Raw genomic sequence first — 13064 nt, 5'->3', positions numbered from 1 at the left:
ATTTAAAGGTTCAATAGCTATTATTTCTAGTCAACAGAAATAATAGCTATTTTATTTCTTAACGGTTTACTTTTATAATCGCTTAGGATTCCTATAGCTATCGACCAGTTCTGGTTCAGACCATTTAGTCATCAGCTCTTTTAGGTTACCTTTTTTATCTAGACTCTTATTTCTTTCATCTGCTTTGAAAATAGCATAAGAACAATAAATGATCGTCTTATCTAGTTTGTTGGCAAATTGCAGTGATAGATCTGTTCCCATCACATCTTTGCCTAGCTCTTCATCAATCCCGGTTACAGCAAGATAGTCCGCTTTTCTAAAAATCATACATCTTTCAGTAGCTGCTTGAATATTTCTAGGCAACGCAATACGATAGTAATAACCTAAGCTCTTACCTGGTGTGCCTTCTTCTGGGTATTGCAGTCGTTTTTTCTCTACATCGATAGACATGCCGACATTTTCGATACGATAGCGATGGTCAACGATTCTTCCCATGACGATTCCTGAAGACGGCTGCTGTGCCATGTTCATCATTTCAATCAGCCAGTTACTTTTAGTAGGGACTAAGCCAGCATCTAAAAGAACTACATATTCACCTGTACATGACTTGATCAAGGCATCTCTTGTTTGCCCGTCTAAATATACGATTTTATTACTTGTTGAATGAACCAGTTGCTTCATCGTTTCCGGCAGAACAATTTCATAATTTTCATAAATCGTCTTTTCAAGAATTTTCTTTAAATACTCATTGATGTCTGCTGTTTCATTAGTAATAATCAATGATACTTTCGGTACTGTTTCATAAATATAATTGATTTTATATGAGCCGTAAAATTCTGCGATTTCGACATTGGCTTTGATGTTGCGGCGGTCCATTGCAGCTTGTAACGCTTTTTGACCAGCGACATACGCATAGCCTTTACTTTCTGGATTCAACGCTGTTGATGATTCAATTGCGCGCCAGTGATACATCATTCCAGGAATGTGAGCGATGTTCTCAGCATTTTCTGTTGCTCGTAAGACAAAATCATAGTCTTGAGCTCCATTGAATTCAGTGTTCAAGCCACCCGTTTTTTCCAAGACTGAACGTTTGACTACCACAAAGTGAGTGATGTAATTATGATTCAAAATCAATTCTGGATTCCATTTTGACTTGTAAAAAGCATTAAATTTCTTGCCACTTTCCGTCACTTTATCTTCATCTGTATAAATAAAATCAATTGTTGGATCTTCATTCAGCGCTTTGACAACTTCGTACAACGCTTGTGGTGCAAGCTCATCATCATTATCCATAAAGCCGATATAGTCACCTGTTGCAATCGTTAACGCTGAATTGGTGGCTTCAGAAATATGGCCATTTTCTTCACGATAAATAACTTTGATTCGGTCATCTGCATCCGCATATTTTTTTAGTAATGGCTTGATTGACGCACTTGGTGACGCATCATCTGCCAAACACAGTTCCCAATTTTCGTAATATTGATTTTGAAGAGAAGACACACAAGCATCCAGCCATTTCTCTTCTACATTATAAACGGGCACAGCTACTGAAATTTTTGGTTGGAAGGCAATTGATTTGAGTTCTTCCAAAATAGCTGTTTCATCTACTGGTGTTTCTAATTGCTCTTGACGTTTAAAGTACCATTTCATCGAACCCACTAAGCCACGAGTTTGAAGCGAACGAAGGGCACGTTGTACTTTCCCGCCTGGCTGAACCATATTTGGTTTTTCTAGACGATATTGTAATTTTCTTCCGTTTTGAGATGCAACATTTAAGAAATAAGTTGGCTGATCATCTGGATCATTCACTTCGATCTCAAAGCCGTAATCTTGATCTCCTTTTAATTCAAACATATCGATCACATCACGACGATATTCAGTTGTTGTAGAATAGTCGATTGCTGATTCAGCTGTCACCTCAAAAGTTACAGGCAGCTTATCTTCTCTAGAGTAAGCCCAACCGCGAATCACAGTCTTCTTCTCTTCAACATGACGAACGATATCATCGATATTTAAAGAAATAAATGAATCGAATTTACTGATTGACACTTTTTTATATTTATTCATTTGTTTTCCACGCACCATTGATTTCTTATTTTTAAGAACCTGTTGTCCTTCTCGCATTTCGACCGCATAATCGATCAACTCGTGGATGGTAGTTGAAAAGCCGCCTTCGTACTGATAATCGAAATGAAGCGTCATTGTCTTACCTGCGATTCTTTTGTCATTGATCTCCATTACTGGTACTTGATCGTCGGAAAAGAAATAGCGGTTGTTTTTAACATACACAGCATTCGTTGCACTTGTCTTTATTTCAGTTCCATCCACTGACATCGTGACATCTACGACAGCTCCAGTCATACTTGGAAAAATCTTTAAGAGTTTGATCGTTTCAGGTATATTGAGCGTAAAGGTTTTATTGTCTCCAGTAACATTATTTAATTGACTATCGAATTCTTTTTGTTCTTCTTCTCCGCAGTCATACAAGAAATGGATATTCTTCATATAACTTGAGTTTTCTGGAATCACTCGGACTGGATGTTCTACTGCTTTTTTACTAAGGGCATAAAAATACTGATAGACTTCCCCAAATGGCCGTGCTTTAAATGCTGCGCGTACCTCTACAGGCAAGTCTTCGTATGTTGATTCAAGTTCGTTATAGCCGACTTGATTGATCGTAAAATCTTCTTTCACGATAAATAAGCCTGCCTCTTCAAAGACTTTTTCAAAGCCGCTTTGAACAAAGAAAGATTTATGTGTTGCGTCAAGTAAACCCGTTTCACGCCAGTCCAATTTATTATTGAATAAATCGATTAAGACAGAATTGTGAGCCAAATTAGGGAAGGTAATCAAAATTTGACCCTCTTCACTTAAAAATGGCTTCACTTTCTTCAAGGCACTTTTAGGATCCATTAGATGTTCAAGGACATCTGCAAAAATTATATAGTCAAATGTCTGTCCTTCAAAATATTTAGTCCACGCTTCTTCATCGATGTTGCCGTAAAAAGCATCTGTAGAAAATTGGCTAACATGATCGTAAAGCTCTTTATCCAGTTCAACAATCGACACAGAACAATTTTTTTCGTCCATGAGATAGCTCGTCATTCGGCCGTTTCCAGGTCCAAACTCTAATACTTTACTATTTTCTTTTATTTGAGCGACGATTTTACCAACGCTGGTACTCTCATCAACTTCCATTTCAAAATCATACTTCATCTTTAATAGTATCCTTCCATTCATGATCTAAAATGACAATGCCTTCGCCTGCATAGCGACCGCTAATAAACATGTTCAGGTATTTCGTTTTATAAACCAAAGGTACTGTAGCGTGTTCTTCAAAGAAAGCAATATCAAAATAATACTCTCCCGTTAGAAGCGACATTTTTCCATATTCTAAATAGAACACATTCTTGCCTTTTTCCCACGGAACCTTGACTTCATCTAATAAGGTATTCAAACCACAGACATAATTATTGTCCACCGTTCGAATAGCAACACCGCAAACAGGAGATTTGATTGTATCATTTTTGACGGTGTATTCGATCTTCAGAATGACCTTTTCATCTTGTGTAACGATGTCCAGTGGCTCTAAAGCATAATTCAATAAGGTTGCTTTTTCTATTTCGATGATATCAGGGACTGTTTCTTCATTTTTAATCGTTTTTTCGCGATCGACTGTCTTGATTGATTTTTTCTTTAAGAAATTTTCATAATTCGTTGTCACATCCATCGTTTCACCGGATTCAACAACTTCACCATTTTTCAGCCAAAATGTCCGATCACAAAAACGGCGAATTGAATTGACATCATGAGAAACAAATAAAATCGTTTTTCCAGAATTTTTGATTTCAGTGAATTTCTCCATACATTTTAATTGGAATTCTAAATCACCTACAGCCAAAGCTTCATCTACGATCAGAATATCTGGATCGACATTAATTGCCACAGCAAAAGCCAAACGAACAAACATCCCACTGGAATAAGTTTTTACTGGCTGGTACAAGTGATCACCAATATCCGCAAACTGAATCACATCATCTACCCGCTCTTCCATTTCTTCTCTAGAAAAGCCTAGAACCATTCCGTTCAAAAAGATATTTTCATATCCAGAATATTCAGGATTAAAGCCCGATCCCAGCTCTAACAACGCTGAAATTTTACCGTCGATCTTCATCGTCCCTGACGTTGGCGTCAAAACACCTGTGATTATTTTCAAGATCGTTGATTTACCCGAGCCATTTTCTCCCACAAAGCCGATCATCTCACCTTTTTCAATCTGCATTGTTACATCTTTCAACGCGTAAAAAAGATCATGATAGCTCTTTTTAAATGGATTAAGTGCTTCTTTAAACCGATCTGACGGCTTTTTGTACATGTTATATGTTTTAGTAATATTTTGTATATCGATTGCATACTCTGCCATGATTTACTCTCCTTGTACTTTACCGATCCTGTATCTTTAGATCTCTATGTTTTTTATAATACATCTGAAAAATGAGGTTTCAAACGTCCAAATACACCTGAGCCGATTAACAGTAGAATGATCGTAAAGCCCCAGAAGTATAGTCCATACTGCCAATTTTCCCAGAACCACGGTCCATTTGTAAAGGAATCACGATATCCTTGAATCACATAATACAATGGGTTGATTTTTAAGAATCTTGCAATGTTCTCACTAGGTATCCAAATAACTGGCAATGTCCACATGATCGTTTGCATAGCTACATTGATAAACTGCATAATGTCTGGTAAAAATGGTTGTGTCGATGCAGTCAGCCAAGTTACTGCAGTTAAAAAGATGATTAGACAAAATAGATAATACAGCAGCTGCAATGCTTTTACAGTTGGAAATACACCACTTAAAGAGGTGATCCCAAATCCAATAAAAATAAAGACGACATGTGCATATAAGCTAGATAAAATTTTTGATGTTGGTAAAATTTGTACATTGAATACCACTTTTTTTACGAGGTAACTGTACTCTCTAAAAACATTTGTTGCTGACAATAATGAATCTGAGAAAAAGAACCACGGAATCAACCCAGTCACTAGATAAACAATAAACGGATACGCTTCATCAGCACCGCGGGCCCGAATGTGTGAAAATACAAACCAGTAAGTCAAAACGGTCACAAGAGGTGTAATGAACGCCCATACAATTCCCAGTGCAGAACCTGCATATTTTGATTTAAAATCGTTAAATGAAAACTGTACTAAAAGCTTTCTATTTTCAAAGATATTTTTAAAAATCGATAGTGTTTCTCGTATCATTGACTTGTTCCTTTCTTATTTCCGTTGCATGATATTCTTAGTTAAAATAAACTGCATAACATTACTAGTTTAAAGAATATGTACTCTTTTTTCAAGTTATGTAAGTATTTTCTTAAGATTTGATGTAACTATTTTGCCAGTTGAATGATCACGATCCCTACGATGATCACAACCGTTCCAATCACTGTTCCCAATGACACTTGCTCTTGTAAGATCAATTTTGAACCTAACAATACAGCAATATTCGTACAGGCAACACCCAATGGGACAATATAAGAAACTTCTGATTTACTGATAATGACCATCCACAGCACAAAGCTGAACATATAACATAAAAAGCCAATGATCGTAGTCAGAGACATTGAGAAAGAAAAAACCGCATTTGTGAAATGAATCGCTGTCGCCTGTGACCCTAACTTCACTAAAATAAGTCCGGAAGTTGATAGAACAACGTATAACAGAAATAGTAACATTATTTTTTCTCCTTCTTATCTTTTAAAATTGATAATTCTTGAATCAATAACTTAATTTGATTTTGTTGTTTTGACAGCAATGCTGAGTTCTTTATTTCAATAAAGAGCAAAACAAAAATCGCCATGATCAATAAAAAATTCGAGGTGGTCTCAAACCCCAGTTTTCGACTCAACCATTCCGGCAAAGTCGGGAAAACGGCTATCACAACCAATCCAATAGAAATAATCAGCCAACGAATCGCATTTTTTAACAAAAATACGTTTTTATTGATCGAACGAATAATGTATATAAAGAAAACCAATGAGAAAATAACCATCTCGACGCGTAAAATGACACTCATTAATCTCCCTCCCTCATAAAACTCGACACAAGAATCGCTATACTGACTTCAAACATGTAACGGACAGATGTAAAGGCACGAATCGATGATTGACCACCGGAACGTTCCATCATATTAGCGGCAACTTCTTTGATCCTAAATTTCTTTTTCAATAAATGAACGGTTGACTCCGGTTCAGGATAACTTGTAGGGTATTTTTTAGAAAAATAAGCAATAATTTCTTGATTACAGGCACGATACCCAGATGTTACATCATAGATTTTCTTTCCTGAAGAAAGGTAGATCAAAAACGAAAGAATCTTGATGCCCACACGACGCATAAACGTTGTCTGAAAAGCCGCTTTTTCATTCGGTAAAAATCGTGAGCCAATAACAAAATCCGCTTGCTGCTTGATGATTGGCTGTACCACTGCATCCAAGCTATAAATATCATGCTGTCCATCGCCGTCAAATTGGACAGCGATATCATAGTTGTTTTCTTCAGCATAACGATACCCCGTCTGCACAGCTCCGCCGATTCCTAAATTCATGATCAAATGAATCGAATTGATTTGATGTTGATTTAAGATTACTTGCGTTTTATCTGTTGATCCATCATTTACCACAACGTAATCAATCGTATAAGAAAGCTTTTCTTTATTGGCTTCTTTGAATTGTTCGATCGATTGGATCGTATTCAAAATGGTTTCTTCTTCGTTATACGCAGGAATAATCAAAAGAATACGCAAGCTAACCCCTCCACTTAATGATATAGTATAACAATGCGGACAATCTGGTGTCCTACTATAGATTTCTAATAAAACGAAGCAATAGAAGCAGCAAATGCTGTCTCTATTGTCTAAACTGCTATTCGTTTATTTTGTAACTTGCGCCAACATAGCTTCCAATGCTTCTTGCCAAGTTGGAATCTTAAAGCCTAGTTCTTTTGTCTTGCTAAGATCCATTACAGAATATTTTGGACGAATCGCTTTTTGCGGAAACTTACTTGAATCTACCGGTAATACTTCAACTTCGGTATTTTTTAAAATTTCTTTTGCAAACTCATACCAGCTACAGCTGTTGTCATTGGATAAATGATACACGCCATATGGTGCTTTTTGTTTAATGACAAACGTCATAAATTCTGCCAGCGTTCTCGTCCAAGTCGGACGGCCAAATTGATCATCTACTACTGTTAATTGTTTGTTCGTTTCTGCTAAACGCTGCATTGTAAACACAAAGTTGTGTCCATATTGACCAAAGACCCACGATGTTCTGATAATATAATATTTTTCCATGATCTCTTGTACGATTTGTTCTCCTAATAATTTCGTACGACCATACTCATTTTGAGGATTTGTTTGATCATCTGTTTTATACGTATCCTCTTTCTTCGTTCCGTCAAATACATAGTCAGTACTAACATACACAAGAGTAGCATCGATTTTTTTCGCAGCTAGCGCCACATTACGTGTGCCGTCAACGTTGATTTTTTCATCTAATTCTTTGCCTTCGTCTTCTGCCTTATCTACTGCTGTATAGGCTGCACAATGGTAAATTACTTCGGGTTTTAACTCAGTAATAAACGTCATCGTTTGTTCAGCATCTGTGATATCCATTTCCTGTGAGTCCGTCGACACATAATCTATCCCTTGTTCGTCCAGTAAATGACGTAATTCAGTGCCTAATTGTCCATTTCCACCAGTTAAAAGTATCATTTGTAATTTCCTCCTTTGAAAACAAAGGTATCGGTGAGAAGTTCTCACTGCCTTTTTCTCATTATCGTTTCGTATTTAGAGCGTGGAGCAAAACCAATGTTTAGTTTTGTCCCACGCTCAACAGGTCACTATTTTAATCTTACTCGGTTAAAATCAGGTACACGATATCGCTAGAAAAAATATCGATTATTGACCACTTTTCGCATAGTTGGCTTCTACAGCTTCTTTATCTGCTGTCCACCAGTCTTTATTATCTGTATACCATTGAATCGTATCAGCTAACCCATCACGGAAATTCGTAAATTCAGGTGTCCAGCCTAATTCTTCACGTAGCTTCGTAGAATCGATCGCATAACGTAAATCATGTCCTGCACGATCATTGACATGTTCATAGGCATCTTTAGGCTGTCCCATCAATTCTAAAATCAGCTCGATCACTGTCTTATTATCTTCTTCACCATCGGCACCGATCAAATAAGTTTCTCCTAGGCGGCCTTTTGTTAAAATTGCCCAAACAGCAGATGAGTGATCATTTGTATGGATCCAGTCTCTCACATTTTTTCCAGCACCATATAATTTAGGTGTGATGCCACTCAAAATATTTGTGATCTGACGCGGAATAAATTTTTCGATGTGTTGATATGGACCATAGTTATTAGAACAATTAGAAATCGTTGCTTTCAAGCCAAATGAACGTCCCCATGCTTTCACAAGCAAGTCAGAACCAGCTTTGGTTGAAGAATACGGACTTGATGGATTATAAGGTGTTTCTGCAGTAAATTTCTCTCCTGCACCTTCACCATGTCCTGGTAAATCTTCACGCAATGGTAAATCTCCATACACTTCATCTGTTGATACATGATGATACCGAACATCATGCTTACGGCACGCTTCGATTAACGTATACGTACCGATAATATTCGTTTGAACAAATGGGAATGGATCGTTTAAAGAATTATCGTTATGAGATTCTGCTGCATAATGAACAACTGCATCTGTCTCTTTCACCAAACGATCGACTAATTCAGCATCTGCAATATCTCCGACAACCAGCTCGACACGGTCTTTCGGTAAGCCTTCAAGATTTTTTTCATTTCCCGCATACGTTAATTTATCTAATACAGTGACATGAACTTCTGGGTGATTGTTCACTACATAGTGAACAAAATTTGATCCGATGAAGCCTGCTCCACCAGTAACAATGATGTTTTTCATCTTCAAGATCTCTCCTAAATTTTTTTAGATTTCACCATAAACAAATGGATTTTCTGCTTCAAATTCTTTTAATGTTGGATGATTTTTGTCTTTTTCAGACGTAATTGCCTTTTGAATATCAATTGGCCAATCGATCGCTAGATCTGGATCGTCAAATGCGATTCCGCCATCAGCAGGTGCATTATAGTAATTGTCGCATTTATACATAAAATTAACATTTGGTGTCAAAGTCACAAAACCATGCGCATAGCCTTTAGGCACTAGCAACTGACGATGATTGTGCTCAGATAAAATATACCCTTCCCACTGACCATATGTCGGGCTGCCTTTACGGATATCAACGATAACATCTAAAACAGCTCCTGTTACAACACGAATCAATTTGGTTTGTGCTGCTTCACCTTTTTGAAAGTGTAGACCGCGTAATACTCCAGCTTCACTAGAAAGGGAATGATTATCCTGTACAAAGTCAAAATCCAATCCTTGTTCAGCAAATTTTTCCTTAGAGTAACTTTCAGTGAAAAAACCACGATGATCACCAAAAACATCCATCTCAATAATTTTCACGTCTTGTAATTTTGTATCGATAACTTTCATTTCATTTCGCCCCTACTCTGCTTCTGCTAATCGTAACAAGTATTGTCCATAACCGTTTTTCTTTAGCGGCTGTGCTAGTTCGATCAATTGGTCTTTAGTAATATAGCCCATTCTATACGCAATTTCTTCTAAACAAGCGACTTTTAAATTTTGACGCTTTTCGATGGTTTCAATAAATGTCGATGCTTCTAAAAGTGATTCATGGGTGCCGGTATCTAGCCAAGCATAGCCACGTCCCATCACTTCGACAGATAATTTGTTTTTCTCTAAATACACTTTATTCACATCCGTGATTTCTAATTCACCACGGTCAGAAGGTTTGATATTTTTCGCGATTTCAATGACCTCATTATCATAGAAATAAAGCCCTGTAACAGCATAGCTGGATTTAGGTTTTTCTGGTTTTTCTTCGATTGAAAGAGCCTGCATATCCCCGTCAAATTCAACAACACCAAAACGTTCCGGGTCATTCACATGGTATCCAAAAACTGTTGCGCCACTTTCTTTTGAAGCTGCACGCTGAAGCATGTTGGATAAACCGCCTCCGTAGTAGATGTTATCTCCCAACACAAGACAAACACTATCGTCACCGATAAATTCTTCTCCGATGATAAATGCTTGAGCCAGTCCATCTGGGCTTTCTTGAACAGCATATTCAATATGTATGCCCAAATCTTTTCCATCGCCAAAAAGGCTCTCAAACCTTGGTGTATCATCAGGTGTCGAAATAATCAAGATTTCTTTGATCCCTGCTAGCATCAATGTAGACATTGGATAATAAATCATTGGTTTGTCATAGATAGGCATTAGTTGTTTTGATGTGGCTTTTGTTAATGGATATAGTCTGGTCCCACTTCCTCCAGCTAGAATAATCCCTTTCATGAAAAAAACTCCTTATACTAATTTATTTTATTTCTTATTCATTCGCATCACTAGTTATTATTGCATTATTACCCTTAATTGTCATTCATTTTAACGATATTTTACAAAACTGTAAAATACCCGCTTACTATCCGTTAAAAAAAAGTCTCTTAAACAACACATAACTTAGCGCTAAACGCCATTTTAATTGTTGATAAAAACTGGCTTTTGTTTTGATTTCACTTGCGTTTGTATCATGTCTTCTATATAAAGTAAGCGGCTCAGTGATCAATGCGCTCTTTTTTTTATATGCCGCAATCAGGCCGATCCACATGTCATGCATAGGAACTTTATCCGGAATCGGTAATATTTTAGCTTTCAAACTGCTTTTGAAAGCCATACCTGCACCGATATATTTATTTTTAACGATATTTTGGAAAAAGCCCAGTTTGACATTGCGATATTCAAAGTACGACGGCTCTATCGTTTCTAATCTTTCATCAACAATTACTAAGTCACTAATCACCAAATCGATCGTAGGATGGCTATGAAAAAAGGCCAGCGTTGTTTGCACCTTTGCTGGAAGCCAGACATCGTCTTGATCTGCTAAGAAAATGAATTCTCCCTGACTTTGAGTGATAGCAAACTCAAAATTTGCAATGACACCTTTTCCTGGACCTTTAAACAATTTGATACGAGGATCCTTTTCCACGTATTCCTTTAATAGTTCAAGCGTTGTATCTTTTGAGCCATCATCAGACACGATCACTTCATCATCAACAGACAATTGCGACAAAATGCTATTCAGTTGTTCACGCAAATATTTTTCTCCATTATAGGTAGCAATACAAACTGAGATCATTTATTTTCCTTTCGATAATGTACGATATTCTAAAAATGTACGGCGCCAAATGTTTTTGTTTTTAACGCGTAAAAATTGTTTGATAGTCCTAAACAATAAGTGTTTTTTATGTTCCGCAAGTTTATCCTGATCATACTTCTGATAAAATAACGATTCGGCACGAATGATTGATTCATATCTTTCAAGGCTGACAGCCGAATAATCCAACACAGATAAGTCGTGCGTTAGATGTTCATCTAAAACACAAATGTTTTTATGCAGCTGATTGATCTTCCAAAATAACCAGTGATCCAAAAAATCTAATGGAAATTCTAGATTAAATTCTTCTAACAACACTAAGGTTTCTTTAGGAAGAACGGTACCAGAATTGATGCTCATAAGCTTTTCAGAGTAGATACCAGCCTTTGGATAAGCTGAGTTTCGACCAATATAACGATCAGAAGCCACCGGAGATATTTGTCTGCCATGTGAGCTTACAATCGGTACATACGCGCCAATTTCTTTGACTATATTTAGCTGTAACAACGTTTCTAGATAAGATTCTTCTATTCCAGTATCTTGATCCAGCAATAGCAGCAAATCTCCTTCAACTTCCGTACAATAGTTCTTCGCTTCATTATAAGCCTTTGCTAAACCAGGATTCGTTCCGTCATGGACATAGTGCACTGAACTGTGTTGAAATAACTCATCTTCTTGTTCCTGATCACTATTATCGTAAATAAATAAATGAACAGGTTTATCGGCTTTTATAAAATGACTTAAGCACGTGTAGCTAGGGCTTTGCGCAAGTTTTGTTTGGTATAAAACCATCGCAATGACAAGCTTATTCTTCATTAGAAAAACCTCCAGCCCCATTTGTTGAAAAATTTGACCATTGACTGTAAAAAGATTTTGAATAGCTTTTTATGTTTGTGCGCACCTTTTTCATACAAATGCACGACTGTTTCAAACGGTGTATATAAAATACGATATCCTGCTTTACCAAAACTCAGACATAAATCGTTATCTTCAAAATACATGAAAAAGCGTTCGTCAAAGCCGCCAATTTGTTTAAATTTATCCACATCGATCACCATTAAACAACCAGACCCCATTTTGATATACGTAGTTTTATCTTCTGGTAAATCGCGGCACTCATAGTAACTCAATCGCTTGTCAAAGATTTTTTTTACAAACTGAAACGGAACAAAACGAAGCATATAATCGAACACATCCAATTTTTGACGAACTAAATGTTGTGTCGTCCCATCCGTATTCAAAACCTTAGGACAGACAGCCGCCAGAAGTTCATCTGCCTTCAATCGTTGAACCATCTCATCTAAAACCGCTTTGGAAATCAAGACATCCGGATTAAAAATCACACCATAGTGCGTATCTACATGTTTCAGTACTTGATTATGACCATAACCAAATCCACTATTTTCATGTGATAGATGCAGTGAAATAAATGAGCCATAGCTTTTTAGCCGATCTATGTAGGTTTGTTCTGAGGCGTTATCAAAGATATGGATCTCATACTCTGAATTTAGCCCTAATTCTTTTTTTAAATTATCAAGCACGTCAAAAATATGACGGCTATTGTGAGTAACAATGGAAATCGTTATTCTATCATTCATATTTTTGCCCCTCGTTAAAAATCAAAGTGTGATGAGATAGTCGCTCTTAGCGCTCCTGCATGGCCTCATCAGCACCTACAATCATTCTTTTCAGTGTTTATTCTTTACAATACGTATTTTAAATTTTTGCT

13 protein-coding genes are annotated in these 13064 nt (G+C 36.9%); all 13 read right to left on the bottom strand.

Features of this window, described 5'->3' with window-relative positions; genetic code table 11:
• Positions 1 to 72: 72 nt before the first annotated feature.
• The 13 genes from BCR25_RS00605 to BCR25_RS00545 all read right to left on the bottom strand — a co-directional run bounded on the left by BCR25_RS00605 (position 73) and on the right by BCR25_RS00545 (position 12933).
• A complete protein-coding gene (locus tag BCR25_RS00605; RefSeq protein ID WP_069661670.1) occupies positions 73 to 3216 on the bottom strand; it encodes a glycosyltransferase in 3144 nt (1047 codons plus the stop codon).
• A complete protein-coding gene (locus BCR25_RS00600; protein WP_069661669.1) occupies positions 3206 to 4423 on the bottom strand; it encodes an ABC transporter ATP-binding protein in 1218 nt (405 codons plus the stop codon). The genes BCR25_RS00605 and BCR25_RS00600 overlap by 11 nt, the downstream gene beginning before the upstream one ends.
• A 53-nt stretch (positions 4424 to 4476) precedes the next feature.
• Positions 4477 to 5271: an ABC transporter permease gene (locus tag BCR25_RS00595; protein WP_069661668.1), complete on the bottom strand. Its 795-nt coding sequence runs from the start codon at positions 5269 to 5271 to the stop codon at positions 4477 to 4479.
• A gap of 128 nt (positions 5272 to 5399) precedes the next feature.
• On the bottom strand, positions 5400 to 5744 hold the full coding sequence (locus BCR25_RS00590) for a hypothetical protein (protein WP_069661667.1): 345 nt from the start codon (positions 5742 to 5744) through the stop codon (positions 5400 to 5402).
• Positions 5744 to 6085 carry a DUF2304 domain-containing protein gene (locus BCR25_RS00585; protein ID WP_069661666.1) on the bottom strand — a complete coding sequence of 114 codons (342 nt, stop codon included), beginning with the start codon at positions 6083 to 6085 and terminating at the stop codon, positions 5744 to 5746. Before BCR25_RS00585 ends, BCR25_RS00590 begins: the two co-directional genes overlap by 1 nt.
• Complete coding sequence (locus BCR25_RS00580) at positions 6085 to 6813, bottom strand: glycosyltransferase family 2 protein (protein WP_069661665.1); 729 nt, start codon at positions 6811 to 6813, stop codon at positions 6085 to 6087. Before BCR25_RS00580 ends, BCR25_RS00585 begins: the two co-directional genes overlap by 1 nt.
• A 126-nt stretch (positions 6814 to 6939) precedes the next feature.
• Positions 6940 to 7782 (bottom strand): dTDP-4-dehydrorhamnose reductase, encoded by an 843-nt coding sequence (rfbD, locus tag BCR25_RS00575; protein ID WP_069661664.1) that lies wholly within the window; start codon positions 7780 to 7782, stop codon positions 6940 to 6942.
• 186 nt (positions 7783 to 7968) lie between these two features.
• Positions 7969 to 8997, bottom strand: a complete 1029-nt coding sequence (gene rfbB / locus BCR25_RS00570; RefSeq protein WP_069661663.1) for a dTDP-glucose 4,6-dehydratase — start codon at positions 8995 to 8997, stop codon at positions 7969 to 7971.
• A 24-nt stretch (positions 8998 to 9021) separates the two neighbouring features.
• Complete coding sequence (rfbC, locus tag BCR25_RS00565; protein WP_069661662.1) at positions 9022 to 9594, bottom strand: dTDP-4-dehydrorhamnose 3,5-epimerase; 573 nt, start codon at positions 9592 to 9594, stop codon at positions 9022 to 9024.
• Between the two features lie 12 nt (positions 9595 to 9606).
• Positions 9607 to 10476 (bottom strand): glucose-1-phosphate thymidylyltransferase RfbA, encoded by an 870-nt coding sequence (gene rfbA, locus BCR25_RS00560; protein WP_069661661.1) that lies wholly within the window; start codon positions 10474 to 10476, stop codon positions 9607 to 9609.
• 127 nt (positions 10477 to 10603) lie between these two features.
• Complete coding sequence (locus BCR25_RS00555) at positions 10604 to 11317, bottom strand: glycosyltransferase family 2 protein (RefSeq protein ID WP_069661660.1); 714 nt, start codon at positions 11315 to 11317, stop codon at positions 10604 to 10606.
• On the bottom strand, positions 11318 to 12151 hold the full coding sequence (locus BCR25_RS00550) for a glycosyltransferase family protein (RefSeq protein ID WP_069661659.1): 834 nt from the start codon (positions 12149 to 12151) through the stop codon (positions 11318 to 11320).
• Positions 12151 to 12933, bottom strand: coding sequence for a glycosyltransferase family 2 protein (locus tag BCR25_RS00545; protein ID WP_069661658.1), 783 nt, complete (start codon positions 12931 to 12933; stop codon positions 12151 to 12153). The genes BCR25_RS00550 and BCR25_RS00545 overlap by 1 nt, the downstream gene beginning before the upstream one ends.
• Positions 12934 to 13064 lie beyond the last annotated feature (131 nt).

Source organism: Enterococcus termitis (assembly GCF_001730305.1).
GTDB classification, from domain to species: Bacteria; Bacillota; Bacilli; order Lactobacillales; family Enterococcaceae; genus Enterococcus_L; species Enterococcus_L termitis.
This window is presented reverse-complemented; position numbering and strand designations above follow the sequence as displayed.